General features: G+C 40.1%; 20 protein-coding genes and 1 other RNA gene. 6 read left to right on the top strand and 15 right to left on the bottom strand.

The window, feature by feature from the left end:
- The 7 genes from A2003_RS10460 to A2003_RS10430 form a co-directional block, all read right to left on the bottom strand.
- A partial coding sequence (locus tag A2003_RS10460) for an amino acid permease (RefSeq protein WP_286687316.1) occupies nt 1-803 on the bottom strand: 803 nt, incomplete at its 3' end.
- 173 nt (nt 804-976) lie between these two features.
- On the bottom strand, nt 977-1951 hold the full coding sequence (gene astE, locus A2003_RS10455) for a succinylglutamate desuccinylase (protein WP_286687315.1): 975 nt from the start codon (nt 1949-1951) through the stop codon (nt 977-979).
- A gap of 95 nt (nt 1952-2046) precedes the next feature.
- A complete protein-coding gene (astB, locus tag A2003_RS10450) occupies nt 2047-3387 on the bottom strand; it encodes an N-succinylarginine dihydrolase (protein WP_125272194.1) in 1341 nt (446 codons plus the stop codon).
- 33 nt (nt 3388-3420) lie between these two features.
- Nucleotides 3421-4890, bottom strand: a complete 1470-nt coding sequence (astD, locus tag A2003_RS10445) for a succinylglutamate-semialdehyde dehydrogenase (protein ID WP_286687314.1) — start codon at nt 4888-4890, stop codon at nt 3421-3423.
- Entirely contained in the window at nt 4890-5933 is a 1044-nt protein-coding gene (gene astA / locus A2003_RS10440) for an arginine N-succinyltransferase (RefSeq protein WP_004913833.1), read from the bottom strand. Before astA ends, astD begins: the two co-directional genes overlap by 1 nt.
- A 21-nt stretch (nt 5934-5954) precedes the next feature.
- On the bottom strand, nt 5955-7160 hold the full coding sequence (locus A2003_RS10435) for an aspartate aminotransferase family protein (RefSeq protein WP_130575395.1): 1206 nt from the start codon (nt 7158-7160) through the stop codon (nt 5955-5957).
- A gap of 82 nt (nt 7161-7242) precedes the next feature.
- The gene (locus A2003_RS10430) at nt 7243-8517 is read right to left on the bottom strand and encodes a Glu/Leu/Phe/Val family dehydrogenase (protein WP_099948256.1); all 1275 of its coding nucleotides are present in this window, start codon (nt 8515-8517) and stop codon (nt 7243-7245) included.
- A 230-nt stretch (nt 8518-8747) separates the two neighbouring features.
- On the opposite strand from A2003_RS10430, the gene A2003_RS10425 reads away from it, so the two are divergent.
- Complete coding sequence (locus tag A2003_RS10425; RefSeq protein WP_004913839.1) at nt 8748-9170, top strand: Lrp/AsnC family transcriptional regulator; 423 nt, start codon at nt 8748-8750, stop codon at nt 9168-9170.
- A gap of 170 nt (nt 9171-9340) precedes the next feature.
- Here A2003_RS10425 and A2003_RS10420 read toward each other — a convergent pair whose 3' ends face one another.
- From A2003_RS10420 to A2003_RS10405, 4 genes are all read right to left on the bottom strand, one after another.
- Entirely contained in the window at nt 9341-9727 is a 387-nt protein-coding gene (locus tag A2003_RS10420; protein WP_286687313.1) for a roadblock/LC7 domain-containing protein, read from the bottom strand.
- 76 nt (nt 9728-9803) lie between these two features.
- Nucleotides 9804-10907 (bottom strand): globin domain-containing protein, encoded by a 1104-nt coding sequence (locus tag A2003_RS10415; RefSeq protein WP_286687312.1) that lies wholly within the window; start codon nt 10905-10907, stop codon nt 9804-9806.
- A gap of 88 nt (nt 10908-10995) precedes the next feature.
- A complete protein-coding gene (locus A2003_RS10410) occupies nt 10996-11403 on the bottom strand; it encodes a hypothetical protein (protein WP_004913846.1) in 408 nt (135 codons plus the stop codon).
- A 24-nt stretch (nt 11404-11427) separates the two neighbouring features.
- Entirely contained in the window at nt 11428-12894 is a 1467-nt protein-coding gene (locus tag A2003_RS10405; protein ID WP_286687311.1) for a phosphatase domain-containing putative toxin, read from the bottom strand.
- A gap of 364 nt (nt 12895-13258) precedes the next feature.
- On the opposite strand from A2003_RS10405, the gene ssrA reads away from it, so the two are divergent.
- From ssrA to cueR, 3 genes are all read left to right on the top strand, one after another.
- Nucleotides 13259-13618: a transfer-messenger RNA gene (ssrA, locus tag A2003_RS10400) on the top strand.
- 286 nt (nt 13619-13904) lie between these two features.
- On the top strand, nt 13905-16376 hold the full coding sequence (locus A2003_RS10395) for a heavy metal translocating P-type ATPase (RefSeq protein ID WP_286687310.1): 2472 nt from the start codon (nt 13905-13907) through the stop codon (nt 16374-16376).
- Nucleotides 16377-16386: 10 nt separating this feature from the next.
- A complete protein-coding gene (gene cueR / locus A2003_RS10390; protein ID WP_286687309.1) occupies nt 16387-16845 on the top strand; it encodes a Cu(I)-responsive transcriptional regulator in 459 nt (152 codons plus the stop codon).
- Nucleotides 16846-16897: 52 nt separating this feature from the next.
- On the opposite strand, the gene A2003_RS10385 is transcribed toward cueR, so the two are convergent.
- From A2003_RS10385 to A2003_RS10370, 4 genes are all read right to left on the bottom strand, one after another.
- On the bottom strand, nt 16898-17086 hold the full coding sequence (locus tag A2003_RS10385) for a heavy-metal-associated domain-containing protein (protein WP_004913856.1): 189 nt from the start codon (nt 17084-17086) through the stop codon (nt 16898-16900).
- Between the two features lie 172 nt (nt 17087-17258).
- Entirely contained in the window at nt 17259-18785 is a 1527-nt protein-coding gene (locus A2003_RS10380; RefSeq protein WP_004913858.1) for a DHA2 family efflux MFS transporter permease subunit, read from the bottom strand.
- A gap of 6 nt (nt 18786-18791) precedes the next feature.
- Nucleotides 18792-19940 (bottom strand): HlyD family secretion protein, encoded by a 1149-nt coding sequence (locus tag A2003_RS10375; protein ID WP_286687308.1) that lies wholly within the window; start codon nt 19938-19940, stop codon nt 18792-18794.
- A 262-nt stretch (nt 19941-20202) separates the two neighbouring features.
- Nucleotides 20203-20700: a thioesterase family protein gene (locus tag A2003_RS10370; RefSeq protein WP_286687307.1), complete on the bottom strand. Its 498-nt coding sequence runs from the start codon at nt 20698-20700 to the stop codon at nt 20203-20205.
- A gap of 257 nt (nt 20701-20957) precedes the next feature.
- On the opposite strand from A2003_RS10370, the gene hemB reads away from it, so the two are divergent.
- Complete coding sequence (gene hemB / locus A2003_RS10365; protein ID WP_004913864.1) at nt 20958-21971, top strand: porphobilinogen synthase; 1014 nt, start codon at nt 20958-20960, stop codon at nt 21969-21971.
- Nucleotides 21972-22043: 72 nt separating this feature from the next.
- Nucleotides 22044-23165: an NAD(P)/FAD-dependent oxidoreductase gene (locus tag A2003_RS10360; RefSeq protein ID WP_286687306.1), complete on the top strand. Its 1122-nt coding sequence runs from the start codon at nt 22044-22046 to the stop codon at nt 23163-23165.
- The last annotated feature ends 11 nt before the right edge of the window (nt 23166-23176 follow it).

Raw genomic sequence — 23176 nt, 5'->3', positions numbered from 1 at the left:
GTTTTAGCAGGTTCTTCTGCTTCACCCGCAGCAACACCAATCAACTCAGTACCTGAGAATGCAAAATTCACAATTAACATGGTCGCAAAAATAGGAAATATTCCATTTGGAAACCAACCGTGCTCTGTTAATTTACTAAATAAAGGCGCTGATTCATGCCCATGATAGGAAATAGCTCCGAAAATAGTGGCTAGCCCCAAACCAATAAAGCAAATGATGGTTAAAACTTTAACCAACGATAACCAAAATTCAGATTCAGCAAATAAACGGGTTGAACTGACATTCAGTGAAAAAATTAATCCTGCAAATAACAGCGTCCATGTCCACATGGAAATGGATGGAAACCACTCCTGCATCAATAATGCTGCCGCAGTAAACTCCGTCCCCAATGTTGCGGTCCAAGTTAACCAATACAACCACGTAATCATGTAACCTGTACCAGGTCCAATATAAGTTCTGGCATATTCACCGAACGAACCTGATACGGGCATATGCACGGCTAACTCGCCTAAGCACAGCATGACCATGTAAGCAATTACGCCCCCAAGGAGATAAGATAAAATTGCTCCAATTGGGCCAGCTTGAGAAATAACATCTCCTGAACCAAGAAACAGTCCTGTTCCAATCGCACCTCCTAAAGAAATCATGACCAAATGACGTTTTGTCATTGCACGTTTCAAAGGTTTAGTGACATCTACTTCTGACAACGAAGTATTTAAATGGCTTGATGTGTCTTGTTGCGGCACATATTGCTCACTCAGGAGTTCACCTGAAGGAAATGTTTTTTCATTATTGTTACTCATACACGATCACTCCAACGATATTCTTATGACAACCTGTCCTTGCTGTTTCACTTTCATAACAATCAATATCCAACGGATATCTTTTTTCTGCGTATTTTTCTACTGAACATCCATATTCAAACTCCATATACATCATTTCCTTGAACCGCTTAAAATCTTTCGAATGGCGTTATCTACATTATTTCTTTGAGAATTAGCCCTGCTCTCAATCCTACTTTGACGTTCGGATTTGGAAATAAAATCCAAACTTGCTGATCGCTTGCAATATAATTTCCCGCCTCTTGAGTCGCGATTACATCGCCTTTTTCAAAGGTCGAAAAATTAGGTGCATTCGCATCTAATCGCAGTTGAAAATCCTCACTTTGTTTAACAATTGAATCTATAACCTTGAATTGACGAAGCGATGCTTTTTGTCGTTGAGGCAAAGCTTCACCTGTAATTACGGCACGAAGTACTTGATCAATTGCAGAAAATTCAGCTAAATCATTTTGACCAAATGGCTTTGCTTTACCTAACTCCAAAGTACTGCTGGCAGCCTGAAAATACTCTGTTGTAAAATGAGTAAAAGTTTTACCAACAGCGTTGTGATACACCAAAGCATCAAGATCAGCAGCGTTGAGGCTATCTATGAGAAAATCATCGTAGGGTTGCGTCTGATAAGGGAATAAGGCAAATACAGCTAGTAGTGATGTGCGTATAGCCGTATGCAAATCATAATGATAGCGTTGAGCATCACTACGACTTTGCTGGAAAAACTCTGCGGTAATTTGCTCTAAAAGCTCAGCACGTTTTGTTTCTTCATCAGAATTTAATTGTTGATAAGCTCCACAAAACATGCGGTTCATATCATTTTCTAGATAACGTACACCTTTGCGAATCGCTTGAGGATTACCAAAAACAAAAAGGACTCGCTCCGTCAAACATAAACGAGAAGCGAATAGGTCTTGAACCATCTTTGCGAGTAATTCAATCGGTGCCGTTTCATTTCCATGAATACCCGCAGAATATATGATGGCCTTGTTATAGCTTGTTTTAGGCGTGCATACCAATAACCCTTCACCTAGCCATTGCCAAGTAAATTGAGTTGTTTCACCTTGAGTTTGATTAGGTGCTTGCTGTGCAAGAGTTAATTCGAGTAGATCAACCATATGCCATCATTCCCTTGTTTAACCACCTCAAATCCGATGCCATAGTGAGCATTCGGATTTGAGGAAAATCCATATCAATCTTTTAACTACGATGATTAGCGTTGAAAGTGATAAACAGAACCTAAACCTAAAATTTTGGTTAATTCATCTAACGCTGTACGACTCTCAATCAACAAACTTGGATCAGCTAAATCATCCTGAGTTAATTCATCACGATAGTGTTGATCAACCCATTGGTTGAGGGTCTTAAACAAACCGTCATTCATAAATAAATTTGGATTAACTGCTGCTAACTCTTTTTCATTGACCGCGACACGTAAGCGCAAACATGCTGGTCCACCGCCATTACGCATACTTTCACGCAGATCAAACACCTTAATGTCATCAATTGGCGTACCCATCTGAATCATGTCATTCAAGTAGTTCCAAACCGCTTTATTTTGACGAGACTCTTCAGGTACAACGATACTCATCCCACCATCTGCTCGTGTCAAAATTTGGCTATTGAATAAATATGTCGCAACAGCATCTTCAACACTCACACGGTTTTCAGGCACTTCGATCGAAATAAATTCTTGCTCAATCCCTGCCATTTTCTGACGAATTTCATTCAAGGCTTGTGTTTGATTCAAAAACGCATGTTGATGATGAAAAAGTACCTGTTGGTTACTTACCGCAATTACATCGTTATGAAATACACCTTGATCAATCACGTCAGGATTCTGTTGAATAAATACCGTCCGTTTTGCATCTAAACGATGTAAACGTGCAATCGCCTCACTCGCTTCACGGGTTTGACGTGCAGGGAATTTCTTCGGCGCAACCGTACCACCGAGCTGTTGTTGTCCGTAAACAAAAACTTGCACGCCAGCTTGCTCGTATCCACCGCCTAGACGGTTATGATTGGCTGCACCCTCATCACCAAATAGTGCTGCATCAGGTAAGGCTTCATGATGCGCGAAATATACATCATTATCGAACATCGCTTTAAGGATTCGCGTTGTCGTATGATGCTCAATTGAGCGATGGAACTTATTATTTAGATTTGCGGCTGTAAAATGTACACGTCCATCCGCACTATCAGCCGATGGTGACACGGTGCATGAGTTTGCAGTCCACATTGAAGATGCTGAACTGAGTGAAGATAACAAGGCAGGTGCAGTTCGCATTGCCTGTGCAATGACATCAATATCACTACCTGTAAAACCTAAACGGCGTAAGGTCGGAACATGTGGACGCTCTTGTGGAGCAAACACCCCTTGTTTAAGCCCTAAATCCGCAAGGGCTTTCATCTTCATTAAGCCCTGTTTAGCTGCTAATTTAGGATTGGACGCATTATTACGGTTTTTTGTTGAAGCAACATTACCAAAAGAAAGACCTGCATAATGGTGAGTTGGTCCAACCAAGCCATCAAAATTGATTTCATAACCTGACATTTTTTTCTCCATATCGTCACGGCACGATTTAACTTAGAGCACAATGCCCGGTGATAATTTTGATGGCAGTGTAACGCTATCACTTTCCAGTGAAGCCATCGGCCACGCACTATAATCTGCTGCATAAAACGCGCTTGCACGATGGTTACCCGATGCACCCACACCACCAAATGGAGCAGCACTCGATGCGCCAGTTAATGGTTTATTCCAGTTCACAATGCCAGCTCGTGCTTCGATCAATACTCGATCAAATAATTCACGATCAGGAGAAACCAAACCTACAGCTAAACCAAAACGTGTGTTGTTGGCGATTTTGAGTGCTTCATCAAAATTGTGATAACGATAGATCGTTGTCAAAGGACCAAAGTATTCATCGTCTGGGATTGCATTCACTTCACTCACATCTAAAATACCTGCACTGAGTAATGAACTATCAGTTTGAGGACGAGTCATTGCTAACAATGGTTTTGCGCCTAGTGCGATCAATTTGCTTTGTGCAGCCATCATCTGATCTGCCGCATGAGATGAAATCACCCCGCCCATAAATGGTTGTGGTTCAGTATCCCAAGCACCGATCACTAAGTTCTTTGCGACTTCAACAAAACGTTGAATGAATGCATCACCATTAACGCCATGTTTTACAATGATACGGCGTGCACATGTACAACGTTGTCCCGCAGACACGAAAGCGGATTGAATAGCTAGATTCACCACTGCATCAATATCAGTTGCTTCATCAATGATTAAAGCGTTGTTACCCCCCATTTCAAGGGCTAGGATTTTTTCAGGTGCGCCTGCCATTTGTTTATGCAGGTGATAGCCAGTGTTGGCACTTCCCGTAAACAGTAAACCGTCAATTTGTTCAGCAGCAGCTAAAGCCTCTCCTGTCGTACGACCACCTTGCACAAGGTTGAGCACACCATTTGGTAACCCTGCCTGTTGCCACAATTTTGCAGTTTCTTCGGCTGTCCAAGGCGTTAATTCGCTTGGCTTGAACACAACCGTATTACCTGCAATTAATGCAGGAACAATGTGTCCATTAGGTAGATGTCCTGGGAAATTATACGGTCCGAAAACTGCAAGTACCCCATGAGGACGATGACGTAAAGATGCGATGCCATCTGGCATTTCAGTTTCACTAAAACCTGTACGTTGGTGATATGCACGGATTGAAATCGCGATTTTTCCAATCATCGATTGTACTTCTGTGAGTGTTTCCCACAGTGGTTTACTGGTTTCTTGACTGATGACTTGTGCAAGTTGATTTTTATTTTGTTCAAGTAAACTTGCATAGCGTTCAATAATTGCTACACGTTGCTCTAAACCTAAGCGTGCCCATGCAGGAAAAGCTGTTCTAGCAGCATTACAAGCTGCCCCAACATCAGCAACATTAGCTTCATAACCAGACCAAATCTGTTGATTGCTCACAGGGTTGGTTTTAATAAAGCTTGTACCCTTTCCCTGTACCCAAGCACCATTAATTAATAATTCACCTTGCGACATTAGTGATTCTCCATTTTATCTAATGCTAAAACTCGTACTTCATCCTGTTCATTAACTTGGAGAGCCTGAGCTTGTGCAGATGTGATCATTAAGGTATCGCCATCACAGACTTTGTTATTGATCAACAGCACGCAGTAATTTTTGTATTGGTCATTTGCGACCAAATAGTGTGTATCAGTCGTTTCGATTTGCTCAGTGATTTTGACTTTCACTGTTCGACTTTCTTTGACCGCCCGCAAATCCGCAGTATTCGCTTCTAAAGTAGGTCCAGCATCAAAGATGTCGACATAACCTTGATATTTAAGTCCTTCTGACATCAAAACTTTTGCTGCAGGCAAGGTATGCGGATGCACTTCTGCAATTACCGCTCTAGCCTCAGCTGGTAATAGATTGACGTAGACAGGAAATCTTGGCATTAGTTCAGCGATAAAGACTTTTTGACCGATACCACTTAAATAATCGGCGGTCGCGAAATCCATATTGAAGAAGTGGTATCCCAACGCATCCCAAAATGGTGAATGACCATTTTGATCTGAGAAACCTCGCATTTCTGCGATTAAGCGATCTTCAAAATACGAGCGAAATGCAGCAATAAATAGAAAACGAACCTTAGAAAGAAACTTACCGTTTTGATTTTTTCGATATTCAGGATCAAGGAATAAGGTACATAACTCGCTACAACCCGTATGATCATTACTCAAAAACAAGGTGTCTAAAGCATTGTAAACATTGAGTGCTTTAGAAGCATGTACCTGTTTCGCCACACGAAAGTTATAGAATGGCTCTTTTAATCCAACCGAAACCTCGATGGCACTTACACCAACGATTGTCTGAGATACGGTATCTTCTAAAACAAACAAATAGCTTGCATCGCACTGCTCTGTCGTACCTTCTAAAGTTCCTATCGTACGTGCAATTCGCGCTGCCAAGATTTCTTTGTTTTGCGGCAAGGAAGTCAGGCCGATACCTGACTCACCTGCTCGTTGCGCTAAACGATAAATGTCATCTAAGTCCCGATGCGCTGCATGTCTAACAATCATCATGGTTAGATGCTCACAGCAGATTTATAGACGTGCTAATGCACGTGAAAAACGATTTAAACCTTCATCAATATCTTCCATTGGAATAATCAGTGAAGGGGTAAAGCGCACGACATCTGCACCCGCAACTAGAGCTAATAAACCCTCTTCACCCGCAAGTGTGACGATATTTTTAGCTTTACCTGCATGTTCATCTTTCAGTACACAACCAATCAACAAACCTTGACCACGAATTTCTTTGAATAATCCATACTGCGCATTGATTTTATTTAATGCATCTACGAAATATTGATGGCGTTGTTTCACACCCTCTAAAACTTCAGGCGTATTAATAAACTCAAAAACTGCACCTGCTACAGCGCATGCCAGTGGATTACCACCATAAGTCGTACCATGATCGCCTACGGCATACATATTGGCATAATGGTCTGTCGTGATCATCGCGCCAATTGGGAAACCACCACCTAATGCTTTAGCAGTCGTTAAGATGTCTGGGGTAACACCTGTATTCATATAGGCATACAAAGAGCCTGTACGACCGACACCTGTTTGTACTTCATCAAAAATTAATACTGCACCATTGGCATCACATAAGGCACGTAGACCTTTTAAAAACTCAAGATCCGCTGGAACTACACCACCTTCACCTTGAATCGGTTCGACAATCACAGCACATGTATTTTCATTAATTACAGCTTTCGCTGCTTCTAAATCATTAAATGCCGTATGTTCAATGCCTTCAGGTAAGGGTGCAAAGTCTTGAGAATACTTTGGTTGACCGCCAGCAGTAACGGTAAATAAGGTACGACCATGGAAGGCATTTTTAAATGCAACGATATGATTTTTGTTTGGATTACCACTGAGCAAACCAATTTTTCGAGCTAATTTCAAAGCAGCTTCATTGGCTTCTGCACCTGAGTTACAGAAAAACACTTTGTCTGCAAATGTGCTATCCACTAATTGTTTAGCAAGGCGTAAAACTGGTTCATTGGTATAGCCATTGCCAATATGCCAAAGCTTCTGTGCTTGTTCAGTTAAGGCATTGACTGCAACAGGATGCGCATGACCCAAAGCATTCACCGCAATTCCACCCGCAAAATCAATATATTCTTTATCGTTCTGATCCCAAAGACGAGAACCCTCGCCACGGACTAAAATAAAGTTTGCTGGGGCAAAGACGGGAACCATCCAGTCATTAAAATGACTACGTGTAATAGCGACATCATTCATTTTATATACTCACTTCCTGTTTAATCTTTGGGCTTGTGTCAATACCACAAGCCCGAGGCCGAAGCCTGTTCTATACCCTTTATTAACCAGGGAAAATACCGCGTTCTTTACGTGCTTTTAAGATACGTTCACATGCCAAGATATAAGCAGCAGTACGCAAACTGCATCCTTTAAGCTCAGCCGTATTCCAAACATCAGCAATTGCCTGAATCATTAATTTATCAAGGCGCTCATTGATTTCATCTTCACTCCAGAAGTAGCTCGCCATATCCTGAACCCATTCAAAATAACTGACGGTTACACCACCTGCGTTGCAGATAACATCTGGAACAACGGTAATATTGCGTTGAACAAATACATCGTCTGCTTCTGGATATGTCGGACCATTGGCACCTTCAAGCACAATTTTTGCTTTTAGATTTTGTGCACGCTCGACTGTAATTTGTCCTTCCAATGCTGCTGGGATGAGAATGTCCATCTCAACATTCCAGAACTCCTCATCTGCAATCACCGTTGCATCTGCAAAACCCATTACACCACCATGTTCAGTGACATGTTTTTGTAATGCTTTAACATTCATACCTTCAGCATTAAAAATCGTGCCTGTATGGTCTTGTACACAGACAACTTTTGCACCAGCATGGCTAAACAAGTAAGCGGCTTCATTACCAACATTACCGAAACCTTGTACAGCAACTTTACTGCCTTCAACCGCTAAACCAATGCGTTTCGCGACTTCCAAACCCGTCACGTATACACCACGACCAGTCGCACGTACACGACCCAATGAACCACCTAAATGCACAGGTTTACCAGTGACTACACCCGTAACTGTATGACCTTTGATACTTGAGTACGTGTCCATCATCCAACCCATAATGTTCGCATTGGTACCCACATCTGGTGCTGGAATATCAATTTGAGGACCGATAATTGGACTGATTTCACTGGTAAAACGACGAGTTAAACGCTCTAACTCGCGTGGAGATAGCTCTTTTGGATTAACACGGATACCACCTTTTGCACCACCAAATGGGAGATTAAGTACTGCAGTTTTAATGGTCATCCATGCAGATAGCGCCATGACTTCATTTAATTCAACGTCTTGGTGGTAACGAATACCGCCTTTACCTGGACCACGTGATAAATTGTGTTGTACACGATAACCTTCAAAATGACGGATAGAACCATCATCCATCACGATTGGAACATCAACGATTAATGTACGCTTTGGCGTTTTAAGGGTATTAATAAAATTACTTAAATCAGCATCAAGATAAGGTGCCACTCGATCAATTTGAGTGAGATAAGTTTGCCAAGCACCGCCATGTTGACCCGTATATGATAAAGACATCATCTATTCCTTAATTAATCAGTTTTCCCTGTTATCTATAGATTCCCTTTGATTCAAAAGAGAATCCTTTCACTCCATCGTTCCATGACTACATTAGTGACTTGCGCTGACAACGTTAAAAATGTTTGGAGCTTCTATTAGCACTATTATTAATAATCAAAATGATTCACAAAACTCTTTAAAATAATTAAAATGAGATAATTTTTATCAATTTGCTAATAGAAAACATCAAAATGAATAATGTTGATCATATTATCTTAGGATTGCTCAAAGATAATGCACGAATGTCGATCACGGACTTAGCTGCGAAAGCACGCGTTTCACGGGCCACGGTTCAAAAGAGAATTGAGTACATGGAAAGCACAGGCATCATTACAGGCTATACGGTTCGTTATCGCCCAAATGTTGAAAAAAATATCATTCGTGCATGGATGAATGTCATGGTCGAAGGCACTAAGGCACAAGCAGTGATACGAGAACTCCGCTTAGAATCGGCAGTTGAACGTGTACATACCACCAATGGTAAATGGGATATTTTGGTCGAATTACAGTCCGATAGTTTAGAAAATTTCGACAAAGCATTGGAAAGAATTCGTAATATTTCAGGAATTTACAATAGTGAAACCAGTATTTTATTATCGACTTATAAAACTTAAACTTGATCTAGCTTTGTTTGGTTTTGACTAATCAGTTGAAGTAACCTTTAGAGCAAATCTAATCCAAAATCGTGCTTGTTCCCTCCTTTAAAAGCGGGAACAAACAAGGAACTATCATCTCATTCAAAATGATCATGAGTAGTTAAATCTTCTAGCATGTTTAAGTTTGTTTAACCCATTATGCTTAAAGCGTTATCCAGTTTTTTTGATGTTTCTAAACAAAATTTAAGCACTGCATTAAAATTATTTTTTTCAGTGGATGTCACAAAGAAAATACTGCCATTTTTAAGCAAGTGCAAAGCCAACAATTTATTTGCAGTCCATAACAACATCATACGTGGCTCGGACTCTCCGATATAACTTAAAGCAGTTTCTGACTCTACAAACAAACTAGATGCACATGCTGCGGCTTCATCACCCGAGATTTGTCCATGCATCGCCAGAACCAAACCATCAGGGCTAGACAGAGCAGCTCCCGAAAAACCTATACATTGTTCACATTCACGTAAGGTTTTTTCAATAAACACCATTGCTGTTCTTGAAAATTGACCAATCATTTTTTTTCTCTCCTATTTGACCATTCATCAAGTAAATTTTTACTGGGTAATTGCTAAAGCTTTATCTATCACCACATTATTTTGAACATGCTTTACAAGCCAATTTTCCAAGACGCATATGAAATCTAACCAAGATGCCTTGCTCAATTTCCGCCTCACAATAATCACAAACTGTTGCTTCATCTAACTGACATTCTTCATATTTTTCAGTGTCTACCAATAAATCACCAACTTGTTTTAACCAAGCTTGGGATTTGACAATATCGTTTTTAAATTGCAGCTCATAACGTTCAAATTGTTCAATCAAATCAGCCGATAGTTTGTGTTCTAATAAAGTTTGATGCATCAGCAACATACGGTGCTCAAATAACTCATCTGAGATCACCATCCAATGATGTGAGTTTCTTGGTTGCTCACCAAAGAAAGTCGCCTCACCTGTAATTAACTGTTTTAAAAATGCAAATTGTTTTCCAATAATTCGATCTATAGTTACTCTTTCAAAAAATGGAGCAAGTTGCTGATCGGCATATACTTTCTTATAGAATTCGGTCAAAATTTTTCTGACTGTATGATCCCCGCCCAACGCTTCCCATAAGGCTGGATTAATCGCTACATCGTTTTCGATTATGACTTGAGGTGCGCTAATTGGGCCTTTCAGGTAGAACTCATTTCCTAACTGATCCAAGCCTTGCTCTTTAACCCACTCCATATCTTTTTTAGCAATTTCAATACTCAGAGATGTTTCTTGCTCAGGATCACTCACTAATTTTGCTAAAATTGAGTGCTGTTTTGAGATGTCAGTTACATAAACATGCTGACCTTTTTGATAAGTCAGTTCTCTATAAGGCTCTGCTTGAATCAGACTATGATCTGCTTGTGAAATTGATGACAAAACCATACATTGCGTTATGCTGTCTTCGTCTGACTTCGCAACTAATTTCATATCCGTTGTTGGAACACACTGACACGCGAGTAAATAGTTTTGCCCCTGATGCGTGGTGGGTAGCCTACGACTTGCCTGTTCAGGAATGTCACCAGAAATACATTTCAACATGCAACGATGGCATACACCGCTTTTACATGAAAAATCGATTTCTATACCTGAACGCTGAAAGCATGCTAAAACCGTTTCGTCAGCTTTACTTTCAATCGTATATCCTGCAAATTCAAGATGCGGCATCACGCTCACCTTTTTGAAAATTCATCATGAAGTTCATCGTTGTTTTAAGCAAAGTTAGACTTTGCTTAAAACATACGCATCGACTGAATTATGCGTGGAACGCGCGTTCAATCGTTGGTAAAGCAATACGAGCCTTAGTCAACACCATGCCTAAGTTCGCACCTTTACGGCAAACAAAACATACGATCTCGTTTTGATCTTTAGTGCGAATAAATACGTGGATCAAATTTTCACTATTCACGATAATTTCTTGGAAGTAGTGATAATTATCTTCATCCATCAAACCACGTGATTTTTTAAAGATTTTCTCAATTGCGACAACATTCGGCCCCTGAAAAAGATCAGCTGTAGCGGCAGCTAAAAAATCAAACACTTCCGAAGGATGTGAATCAACCGTTTTAATACTTAAAATCATTCCTGAATTTAAATCTACAAAACCAGCTGCGAGACAGTCTGGTACGCTGGTCATTGCACGTTGTAAAGCATCATCTAACATCTTATTTTCCCCTTGTATGGCGAGTTACACCTTGCTAACCAACACATTAGAATCAATGTGTTTTTCTAAAAAAATTGAAAAATCATACAAAAAATCAATCTGCTGCTCAGATTGAATCATCAAGTAATTCAGAGAACGTATATATTCGATTGCCTCAAGTGCAGTCTTTTGAAGCCTTGCTTTCCATAAAAAGTAAACAGCCAACATCGTTCCTGTTCGCCCCAAACCTGCTTTACAGTGCAACGCAATCGATTTGCGATGAGATATTTTTTGGTCAATACATAGACAAAACTGATAAGCATCCTGCAAAGATGGAACAGACATATCGTCAATCGGGAAATGTGAAACTGTTATGCCAAATTCAGCGGCTAGATCAGGGTTAAAACTTTCCTCGGTTAGTGATACCAAATCAGTAATTCCAACATCCTGTAAATACTTCAAATCAAGTGCCGTCTCTCGAACTACACCAGGACACGGACAACCAGCAAGCCGTCCGCGAATTAGCCAAACAAACCCCAAAGGGCCTCTAGCTTGGTTTTTTGCATCCGCTTCGTGTTCTAAAAAATCAACGTGTTGCAGATTTGTGTCTGTATCTTCACGACTTTGGATTTTCTGCGAGCAGTCTAAAATTGGTTCATTTGATATTTGATCAACGTCTACTAAAGGTTTAGCTAAACTCAAATGTTTTGAAGTCGCTACTTGGAGATTCATCAACGATTGCTCTTGTCGATCTAACTCTTCAGTAGAAAGCTCCGCACAGGACCCGGTTCTCAGAAATTGTTTCGTCATCTCGTGTTGAGGATGTTCAAAAAAAGCTTCTGCTGAGCTAATTTCTTGTATGCAACCATTTGCTAATAAACCAACGTAATTGGCTAATTTTTTAGATCGCTGAATATGGTGAGATACAATCAGAATCGGGATTTTTTTGGCAATTTTTCGGATTAAATCATGCACAAAAATCGCATCGGAATCAGATAACCCCACCGTTGGTTCATCAATCATCAACAGTGCTGGCTCTGACAACAAGGTATATAAAATTGCTAAATTCTTTGCTTCATGGCGTTCTAAAGTTGCCGTCGATTGGTGAAGCTTTGCCAGAATCCAAGTTTGATCATACTGATCGCATAACTGCTGGATTAGACTGAGTTGTTGTTGTAAATCTAGGCTCGAACGATTAGGTAAATGTGAAAGAATATTTTCTTTAACAGTCTGTGTAATATGAATTAATTTTTGCTGAACTAAGGCAGGTTTTTTATCAGACTCAAATAATGAATAGCCATTAAAAGTGATCTCACCACTGAACTTGAGTTGAGGATTTCCTTGATTCAGACCCGCAAGTGTACGCAGTAAAGTCGATTTACCTGTTCCGGAAGGTCCCATTAAAATAGTAATCCCATGGCTTAAAACCTTTAAATTTAAAGATCTTAAAATTTTCTTCCCTGAGATTTCTAAATTAAAATTTTTTATAGAAAGTGTTGAATCCTCATCCACTTATCAACCCCAATAACCATCAAAAAGCAAATGCAAAAAATAAAAACAATTAAGATACAATTTATAACACAAATAACATAATTTATCACGGTAATAATTAGTCTAATTTTCAAAACATTTTTCTCAATTTTATTCTTTGATTTCCCCCCGCTCTTCATAGTAAATTTTTTCTTCCAAACAACAATATGATGTATTTTCAATCAAATTCTTTGTTTTATTTCAATTTAAGTAAATGACTTGACTGCTGTAGCGAGTTTATTGTCCGTTGGTTTAATTGAAATGCAAGAATCTATTAATCGATCAAATTACATAGAAATTAACGTTCAAATCCATAATATTTATGCTATGATGCTCTTTCATATATGGGGGTGTTATTGGCTTCGACGCTGGTGATGAAGCTCATAGATGCATGCCGAGAGCGCATTTTCTCTCGTAAATAAAATTTGCATTTAAATAGTCGCAAACGACGAAACTTACGCTCTAGCTGCCTAAGGGCAGCTTGTCCGCTTCCTAGAATACTTGTGGTTTAGGAACCCGACCGAAGCGCACGCACACAAGTCCGTATAGAGCCAAGCCTCGGGGCTTTATACCAAACTTAGAGGATCGCACCTTGTACCCTGTTCGTCGGGTCACATGGTGTTAAAACAATAGACGATATCTAAGCATGTAGTATTCTCGAGTGTAGTGCTGGCGGACGCGGGTTCAACTCCCGCCACCTCCACCAAATACCTTTAATAAAAAAGCCACTTACATAAGTGGCTTTTTTATTGACAAGACTTTTATATTTTTTTAAATTCGCAAGAATATCAATAATGTACAAAACAAAAAAAAGATTCATTATTTGAGTAAATATAGAATAAAACCCTCAAGCAACTGATTTAAATATCAATTTCATCATGTTTATTTTAAAAATAGATTTCACTTCGATATTTACATAGTGAGTACTTGACCTTCCTATAATGGTAAGGTCTATGCTTTAAGCAATCAAAGAATATTTATAGGTAAATCCCATGGGAACCGAAATAAATCAAAGATTAAGCTTACAAATTGAAGGTATGACTTGTGCAAGCTGTGTAAGTCGTGTTGAAAATGCTATTAAAAAAGTTGATGGTGTGCGATCAGCCTCAGTAAATTTAGCCACTGAGCGTGCAGACATTACACTTAATAAGCCTTTAGATCGTCAATTATTAATTCATGCAATTGAACAAGCAGGCTATGATGTTCCCCAAGACAGAATTGAATTATCTATAAAAGGTATGACCTGTGCCTCATGTGTTGGTCGTGTCGAGAAAGCACTCAAAGCCGTCTCTGGTGTCACTGAAGCGAATGTCAATCTTGCAACTGAACGAGCAACAGTAAGTGGTTCGGCAAGTATAGAGGCATTGATCGCAGCAATAGATAAAGCTGGATATGATGCTGTAGAAATTCAAGCTTCAATTGCCGATCCATCTGAGCAGCTTCAGAAAAAAGATCAAGAACGCGCTGAACTTAAACGTGATTTAATTCTTGCCACACTTTTTGCTTTGCCTGTGTTTATTCTTGAAATGGGCTCTCATCTAATTCCAAGCTTTCATCATCTGATTGCTCAAACCATTGGGATGCAAAATAGTTGGTACATACAATTCGTACTGACTACCCTTGTATTAACGATTCCAGGAAGAAGATTTTATTTAAAAGGCATCCCAGCTTTATTTCGTCTAGCACCAGATATGAATTCTTTGGTAGCCGTTGGAACATTAGCTGCATATCTATTTTCTATAGTGGCTACCTTCATTCCAGACACACTCCCTTCGGGAACAGTCAATGTTTATTATGAAGCTGCTGCGGTTATTGTTGCTTTAATCTTACTTGGTCGTTTTCTTGAAGCAAAAGCAAAAGGACGTACTTCAGAAGCGATTCAACGTTTAGTCAGTTTACAAGCTAAAACAGCTCATGTTCACCGTGATGGACAAATGCTTGAGATTGCAATTGATCAAGTTATTGCTGGTGACACGGTGATTGTAAAACCTGGCGAAAGAATACCTGTTGATGGAAAAGTGACTGATGGAAATAGTTTTGTCGATGAATCCATGATTACAGGTGAACCGATACCTGTTGAGAAAGTGATTGGTAGCGATGTGGTAGGTGGTACGATTAATCAAAATGGAACTCTCACTTTTACAGCATTAGCTGTTGGTGGTGAAACCATGCTAGCGCAAATAATTCGCTTAGTTGAGCAAGCACAAGGCTCTAAAATGCCGATTCAAGCGGTAGTCGATAAAATTACCTTATGGTTCGTACCAGCAGTAATGATTGCAGCAGTGCTGACATTCTTAGTTTGGTTAATTTTCGGCCCATCTCCTGCCCTAACTTTTGCCTTAGTAAATGCAGTCGCAGTACTGATTATCGCTTGTCCATGTGCTATGGGTTTGGCAACACCTACATCGATCATGGTGGGTACAGGTCGTGGTGCAGAATTAGGCGTGTTGTTCCGTAAAGGCGAAGCTTTACAGCTATTAAAAGATGCAAAAATTGTAGCTGTTGATAAAACAGGTACTTTAACTGAGGGACATCCAGAATTAACTGATTTTGAAGTCACATCTCAGTTTGAACGAGATCAAGTTTTGGCTGCTGTAGCTGCTGTTGAATCCCGATCAGAACATCCTATCGCAAAAGCGATTGTTGATCAGGCCAATCTAGAGAACTTGGTTCTTCCTAAAGTTGATCGCTTTGATTCGGTTACGGGTATGGGTGTATCTGCAGTGATCAATGATGATATTCAAATTAATATCGGTGCTGATCGTTATATGCAGCAGCTCGGTATTGAAGTACAACCCTTCGCAACAACTGCTTTACGTTTAGGTGATGAAGGTAAATCACCACTTTATGTTGCGATGAATGGTCAACTAGCAGGAATTATAGCGGTTGCAGATCCAATTAAATCCACGACTCCCGCAGCGATTCATGCATTACACCAATTAGGACTGAAAGTCGCAATGATCACTGGAGATAATGCACGTACTGCTCAGGCAATTGCAAAACAATTAGGAATTGATGAGGTGATCGCTGAAGTCTTACCTGAAGGAAAAGTTAATGCAGTCAAAGAGCTAAAATCCCAATATGGTCATATTGTCTTTGTTGGTGATGGCATTAATGATGCCCCTGCATTAGCTGAAGCCGATGTAGGTGTAGCGATAGGTACAGGTACAGATGTTGCAATTGAATCGGCAGATGTCGTGCTCATGTCTGGCAATATGCAAGGTGTAACAAATGCAATCGCCTTATCCAAAGCCACAATCGGCAACATTCATCAAAACCTGTTTTGGGCTTTTGCTTACAACACCATGCTAATTCCTGTTGCCGCTGGAATATTATATCCAAACTATGGAATTTTAATGTCACCCATCTTTGCTGCAGGAGCTATGGCATTATCTAGCGTCTTTGTATTAGGAAATGCACTACGTCTACGTCGTTTTCAACCACCCTCAGTACATCTAGGTTGAGGAGAATAAGATGAATATTGGTAAAGTATCTCAAGCTTCAGGGGTCTCAACCAAAATGATTCGATACTATGAACAGATTGGTTTGATCCCGACTGCGGGGCGTAATAATGCAGGTTATCGCTCCTACTCAGCGACTGATGTTGAACGTTTAAAGTTTATCAAGCGAAGTCGAGAATTGGGATTTTCAGTTGTGGAAATCTCAGATTTGCTTGATCTATGGAATGATCGCAATCGACAAAGTGCTGATGTAAAACGCTTAGCACTCGGACATATTGAAAAATTAGAAGAACGTATAAACGACTTACAGCAAATGGCGAATACGCTGAAAGATTTAATCAATTGCTGCGCAGGTGATGATCGACCTGAATGTCCGATTCTCGAGGGTCTCAAAGAACCTAGCAATGAAAATAAGGAACAGCATCACCATAATGACTTGCTGTCAATTTCACCATTAGCGAAGAAAAAATAAGGTATTAAAAAGGGCTACGAAAATGTAGCCCTTAAACTTTGTCTAAATGATTTTAGCGCGGTGGGAAACCTGCTTCAGTCAATGCTTCAGCAACCTGCTCTTGTGTTGCTGTTGTTTCAACTGTCACTTTACGACTTGGTGGATCAGCAATCACTTTAGCATTTGCATCCAAAGCTTGAATTGCTCGAGTAACACCGCGAGCACAACCACCACACGTCATATTCTCTACATGAAATTCCATGATATCTCTCCAATAAAATAGATGGTTAATAGAATATATTCCTTCCCATCATTGTAAGGTCAAGCGATTTTTTACTTGATCCTCTTTAGAGTTAGGTTACACCTTAGCTATAAGAAAAAACTCGGAGAACAACCCCAAGTTTAATTCAATGATTTCCATTTAAGTCATGCGATTAATGTGGTGCGGGGCCACCTACTATCGGCTTAGGTTTAGGACTTAACCAAATTAATAGACTCGCAAACACAAACACCAAAGCTAAAATCATAAAGACATGATTTGCTGAAATCGTAATTGCTTCTTTATCGACAAGATTGGCGATCGTTGCCAAAGTAGCATCAGAAGAAAATCCATTTTGCAGCAATGTATTTTGAACCTCTTGTGGATGCAGTGAATTAACCATTTCACTACGCGCCACTTTGGTGTGATCATCCCAAATCGTAACTGCAATCGAAGCACCGATTGCCCCTGCCATGGTTCTTAGGAAATTCATCAAACCTGCAGCAGATGCCATTTCTTGGGGAAGAACCGAGCCCATTGCAATATTAGATAACGGAATAAAGAAAAATGGGACAGCAAAACCCTGCAATATCTGAGGCCAAGCCAATGCCATAAAATCTGCATCAGTTACCCAAAATGCACGCATTAAGGTTACAACACCCAGCAAAGCTAAACCAAAACTCGCTAAAGCACGTGGATCATATTTGGTTGATAATTTGGCTACAATTGGAGACATAGTCAAACTACCAAAGCCCATAGTTGCCGTTAGATAACCAGCCCATGTTGCGGTATATCCTAGATTGATTTGCAACCACTGTGGGATCAATACAATACTGCCAAAAAATGCCCCAAACCCAAATGCTAAGGCAGTGACAGAAACTGCAAAACCTCGATGCCTAAAAACATATAAATTTACAACAGGGTGTTTTTCGGTTAACTCCCAAATCATAAAAACAATAAAACCAATCACGGCAATTAAAGCTAAAACGATAATACTACTACTGTTGAACCAGTCCTTTTCATGCCCAAGATCAAGCATGAGTTGTAACGCACCAATCCAAAGTACCAGCAATCCCAACCCAATCGCATCTATGCGTAATTTTTCTGTTTTGGTTTCAGCTACCGACAACAAACGCATCGCAGCGAGAACACAAAATATTCCGACAGGTATATTGATAAAAAATATCCAATGCCATGATAAATTATCGCTAATCAAACCGCCTAAAATAGGACCGAGAATAGGTCCAATCACCGTTGTCATTGCCCATAGCCCCATCGCTTGAGCATGTTTTTCAGGTGGGAAAATACGCATCAATAATGTTTGACTCAGTGGCATTAACGGTCCACCACAAAGCCCTTGTCCGATACGAAAAAAGACCAACATTTCTAATGAAGTCGCTAGACCGCATAAAAAAGAAAAGACCGTAAAGCCAATCAAACCAAAGACAAAGACACGAACCGTACCAAATCGCCCTGCCAACCATCCAGTTAAAGGAACACAGATGGCTTCAGCCACTGCATAAGACGTAATCACCCAAGTTCCTTGAGAACTTGAAACGGCGAGGTTACCAGTGATATGAGGAACAGAAACGTTAGCAATCGTCGTGTCTAACACCACCATAAAGTTAGAAAGTGCAATTACAAAAGCTGCAAGCAATAATCGCCCACCACTGAGTTCTGCAAAAGGATTCTGAGTCTTCATGATGAATTACTTCGATGCGAGATCAATATCTACTTGCATTGAAAGACCTACTCGCAGAGGATGCTCAGCCAACTCTTTAGGATCTAAGGTGATGCGCACAGGTAAGCGCTGAACCACTTTAATCCAATTTCCAGTCGCATTTTGTGCAGGAATCAATGCAAAAGCAGCACCTGTTCCACCTGAGAAACCTTGAACTTTGCCGTGATAAACGACTTCATCCCCATATAAATCAGATGTTAATGTCACAGTTTGACCCGCTTTCACTTTTGCCAATTGGCTTTCTTTGAAGTTGGCATCTACATACAACGCTGAAACTGGTACGACAGACATCATGACTGTTCCAGGTGCAACACGCTGTCCAATTTGAATATTCTTACGTGTTACAACACCATCTACAGGGGCACGTATAACCGTTCTTTCCAAATCTAATAATGATTGATCAACATGTGCTTTTGCCACTAAAACATCTGGGGTTGAAGCCTCATTGACACCTTGAATCAAAGCATCGTTTGCAGCCAAAGTACTTACCGCAGCATTACGACTCGACATAGCTTGAGCAAGTCCTGCTTGAGCAAGCTCTAAACTGGCTTTTGCAGTCGAAACAGCACTTTGTGATTTACTTAATTCTTCTTTAGAAATTGCACCTGAAGCAGCTAGTTCGTTACGACGTTTTAACTCTAAACTCACTCGATCATATTCAGCTTGGGCTTTATTGACTTGAGCTTGAGCACTTGTGATTTCATCTTTAGTTACGATCACTTGTGAATTCAGAGAGCTGCTATTTGCTTGGCTTTGTTTGTATTGACGTTGTGCTTTAGCTAGCTCCGCTTGAGCCTGTGCAAGTTGAATTTGTGCATCTCGTTGGTCGATTTTAACTAAGATATCGCCACGTTTAACCTGCTGTGTATCCTTCACTAAAACTTCAGCAACTTGTCCACCGATCATAGAGGTCACTTGTGCTGTTTCAGCACCAACATAGGCATTATCAGTGCTTACAGAATGATGAAAAAATAATACCCAAATCCCATACAAAATTGCAGCTATGATAAGAATCAGGGCAAATAGTCCTAAAAACTTTTTACGCTTTGCTTTCATTGCATCATCAGAAATAGCTTCAGATAAAGCTTGCTGTTCGTTGGTTTGGGAGTCAGTCATAAATTATTCCTGAAAATTAAATAGATCATTTACTTCTGTTTTAATCAGCCGATCAGTCTATGTATCGAAACTTAACCGAAAGTTAAAAACAAAAGATAAATATGAACAAAAATTTCAGAGCATTCTACCGATAAATAATCATATAACGAGAATAAAAAAAATAACTGATGCGTTCAGTTCTAGCATTTTGATAATAATTAAAACTATTTGTTTTCAGAAATAAAAAAGCGCCGAATGGCGCTTTTTTGAAATTTTTCAAAAATTAGAAAGCATATGATGCGATTGCAGTCGCTATTGGCTTATCGTCATCATTGACCATCGTCATGCGCATCGTGCATCCCTTACGCCCTAAACGCAAAGTTTCTGCACGAGCGATAAAATATTTACCACGACCAGGTGCAAGATAATCTACACGCATATCAACAGTAGCCAAACGAGAAACTTTTTTAATAGTATCCGGTAAATCCTCTGGCGTTGCACGGCGATATAGCTGTTCCATTGCAACCACTCCACCAATACTATCCAACATCGTTGCAGCAACACCACCATGCAAAATCTGGAACGCAACATTACCAATCAACTCTGGTTGAATCTCAATGTAGCCTTCAATTTGATCATCAACTACACGCATGACCATGCCACAGTGCTTAAAAAATGGTGAAGAATTAAATGCTTTACAAAGCTGTTTTAATACCACGCCATGATCGGCTTTAGCACCTAACTGAATATTACCTGTCCAGTTTTTCTTTACATCATTCATACGCTGCCTGAATCCATAGATCGAAGCTGATGAGCATTGATAAATGCCTGCAAATACTTATGACTTATCATGAATACTGCATCACATGATCAAAATTTCAACAGCCCTTTTGAAACATCCCATAATTTTTACAAAACCAAAATTATAGGGCTACAATAGTGAGGACATCGAATTGACCTAAGCCGCTAAGTTCTCCCCTAGCATGACTTAAATGATTCAATTATTCCTATAGTGTAATACTGAACATCGAGATTGTTATGACTTATACGTTCAATCGTCCTGCTTTCCCTGCGACTCGCATGCGCCGTATCCGTAAAAATGACCAATTACGAGCGATGGTAAGCGAAACACAATTGACAGCTAATCACTTGATTTATCCAGTTTTTGTACTACCAGGACAACAACAAGTTCAAGACATTCCGAGCATGCCAAATATACAGCGTTTATCTGCTGATTTATTGCTCAAAAAAGCAGAACAACTTCTTGAGTTAGGTGTTTCAAAGCTTGCATTATTTCCCGTTACCCCTCAAGAAGACAAAAGTTTAACTGCTGAAGCAGCATGGCATGAAGATGGATTAGTACAAACCACTTGCCAATTACTTAAAAAAGAATTACCTGAAATGGTACTCATCACAGATGGTGCGCTTGATCCTTATACCACTCATGGTCAAGATGGCATTATCGATGAAACAGGCTATGTGTTGAACGATGAAACTGTTGAATGCTTAATTAAACAAGCATTGAGTCATGCTGCGGCAGGTGCAGATGTTGTTGCCCCAAGTGACATGATGGATGGTCGTATCGGAGCAATCCGTCAAGCACTTGAACAAAACGGTTTTATTTATACCAATATAATGGCGTACTCTGCTAAATATGCATCAAGTTTCTATGGTCCATTCCGTGATGCAGTTGGCTCTGCTAGCAATCTAAAAGGTGGCAATAAATATAATTATCAAATGGATATCGGCAACCGTGCAGAAGCATTACATGAGATTGCTTTAGACATCCAAGAAGGTGCAGATATGGTCATCGTTAAACCAGGAATGCCATATCTAGACGTTGTTCGCGAAGTAAAAGATACTTTTGGCGTACCAACCTTTGTCTATCAAGTTAGCGGTGAATACGCGATGCTTGCAGGAGCTATCCAAAATGGCTGGTTATCGGACAGCGTTATCTTAGAATCATTAATGTGCTGTCGTCGTGCAGGTGCAGACGGTATCTGGACTTATTTTGCTGAAGAAGCCGCACGTAAACTCAAAGAGATGAAATAACTCTCCGAAGCTACAACACTCCTCACCTCTTTAACAAGGAGGGAGGAATCTTTAAATTGGTTTGACGTTAATATGCATATTGCTATCATTGGTGCAGGGATCAGCGGCTTAATGACAGCTCTGGAACTTGCTGAACAAGGCTGTTTTGTTGATATTTTTGATCAACAGCAAGCAGGTCAAGCTGCATCTTGGGCTGGTGGTGGTATTTTATCGCCTATGTATCCGTGGCGATATGCACCCGAAGTTAACCAATTAGCTCAGTTTGGAAAACCGCTCTATCAAATGTGGAATGAAAAACTCTACCCAATCACAGGGATTGATTTTCAGATTCACGATACAGGCATGCTAATTTTCGATCAGGACGATTTTGATATTGGGTTGAGTTATGCAGCTAAGTTCAATGAACCGATGCAACAATCAGAATATTTAAATCAGAATCAACTCAATCAGATTAATCCACGTGTTTCAACAAAATTCCGAGAAGCCATTTATTTTCCTCATCTATCCAATGTGCGGAATCCTCGCCTACTTCAATCTCTGATTAGTTATTTGAAACAACATCCTTTGGTTCGTTTTTCTGAACATAGTCCAATCGAAAAGTTAATCATTCAAAAACATAAAATTAAGGGCTTGCAAAGCGAAGATGGTCACCAACACTTTGCTGATCATGTAGTTTTAACTTCAGGTGCGTGGACAAAGCATTGGGAAGAACAGTTACAACTGAATATTCCTGTTCGTCCTATCCAAGGTCAAATGTTGTTATTCAAAACACCTGAAAATTGGCTTCCAACGATGTGCATGAATCAAGTGATGTATCTGATTCCACGTCAGGATGGTCATATCGTCTGTGGTTCAAGTATGGCGGACTGCGGTTTTAATACCACTGTAGATGATCAAACTCAGCAAGACATTTTGACAGCGTGCCTAGAAATGGTTCCTGAGCTAGCTCAATTTCCAATCGTAAAACGTTGGGCAGGATTGCGCCCTAGTTCACCACATGGCATCCCATACATAGGGGCGATTCCAGAGGTTGAAAATTTGTGGGCAAACTTTGGACATTTCCGCAATGGATTATGTATGGGAGCAGGTTCAGCACAACTACTGCGTCAGCTCATTCTAGAGCAACCGACATGTGTTGAACCAAACGCGTACTCTCCAACCCAACTACGAAAGAAACTCTTAGTCGTCGAGTAAAATTTCACCTA

This window comes from Acinetobacter sp. GWC1_38_13, assembly GCF_001767535.1.
GTDB lineage: Bacteria > Pseudomonadota > Gammaproteobacteria > Pseudomonadales > Moraxellaceae > Acinetobacter > Acinetobacter junii.
The sequence above is the reverse complement of the archived record's forward strand: the minus strand, read 5'-3'. Positions and strand labels throughout refer to the sequence as shown.

Excerpts from the sequence above, each read along its gene's own strand:
- A2003_RS10435 (WP_130575395.1), bottom strand. The coding sequence starts at position 7,160 with ATGAATGATGTCGCTATTACACGTAGTCATTTTAATGACTGGATGGTT.
- cueR (WP_286687309.1), top strand. The coding sequence starts at position 16,387 with ATGAATATTGGTAAAGTATCTCAAGCTTCAGGGGTCTCAACCAAAATG.
- astB (WP_125272194.1), bottom strand. The coding sequence starts at position 3,387 with ATGTCAGGTTATGAAATCAATTTTGATGGCTTGGTTGGACCAACTCAC.
- A2003_RS10395 (WP_286687310.1), top strand. The coding sequence starts at position 13,905 with ATGGGAACCGAAATAAATCAAAGATTAAGCTTACAAATTGAAGGTATG.
- A2003_RS10375 (WP_286687308.1), bottom strand. The coding sequence starts at position 19,940 with ATGACTGACTCCCAAACCAACGAACAGCAAGCTTTATCTGAAGCTATT.
- A2003_RS10370 (WP_286687307.1), bottom strand. The coding sequence starts at position 20,700 with ATGAATGATGTAAAGAAAAACTGGACAGGTAATATTCAGTTAGGTGCT.
- A2003_RS10420 (WP_286687313.1), bottom strand. The coding sequence starts at position 9,727 with ATGATTGGTCAATTTTCAAGAACAGCAATGGTGTTTATTGAAAAAACC.
- A2003_RS10430 (WP_099948256.1), bottom strand. The coding sequence starts at position 8,517 with ATGATGTCTTTATCATATACGGGTCAACATGGCGGTGCTTGGCAAACT.
- astA (WP_004913833.1), bottom strand. The coding sequence starts at position 5,933 with ATGATGATTGTTAGACATGCAGCGCATCGGGACTTAGATGACATTTAT.
- A2003_RS10385 (WP_004913856.1), bottom strand. The coding sequence starts at position 17,086 with ATGGAATTTCATGTAGAGAATATGACGTGTGGTGGTTGTGCTCGCGGT.
- astE (WP_286687315.1), bottom strand. The coding sequence starts at position 1,951 with ATGGTTGATCTACTCGAATTAACTCTTGCACAGCAAGCACCTAATCAA.
- A2003_RS10415 (WP_286687312.1), bottom strand. The coding sequence starts at position 10,907 with ATGCCGCATCTTGAATTTGCAGGATATACGATTGAAAGTAAAGCTGAC.
- astD (WP_286687314.1), bottom strand. The coding sequence starts at position 4,890 with ATGTCGCAAGGTGAATTATTAATTAATGGTGCTTGGGTACAGGGAAAG.
- A2003_RS10410 (WP_004913846.1), bottom strand. The coding sequence starts at position 11,403 with ATGTTAGATGATGCTTTACAACGTGCAATGACCAGCGTACCAGACTGT.
- A2003_RS10360 (WP_286687306.1), top strand. The coding sequence starts at position 22,044 with ATGCATATTGCTATCATTGGTGCAGGGATCAGCGGCTTAATGACAGCT.
- A2003_RS10425 (WP_004913839.1), top strand. The coding sequence starts at position 8,748 with ATGAATAATGTTGATCATATTATCTTAGGATTGCTCAAAGATAATGCA.
- hemB (WP_004913864.1), top strand. The coding sequence starts at position 20,958 with ATGACTTATACGTTCAATCGTCCTGCTTTCCCTGCGACTCGCATGCGC.
- A2003_RS10380 (WP_004913858.1), bottom strand. The coding sequence starts at position 18,785 with ATGAAGACTCAGAATCCTTTTGCAGAACTCAGTGGTGGGCGATTATTG.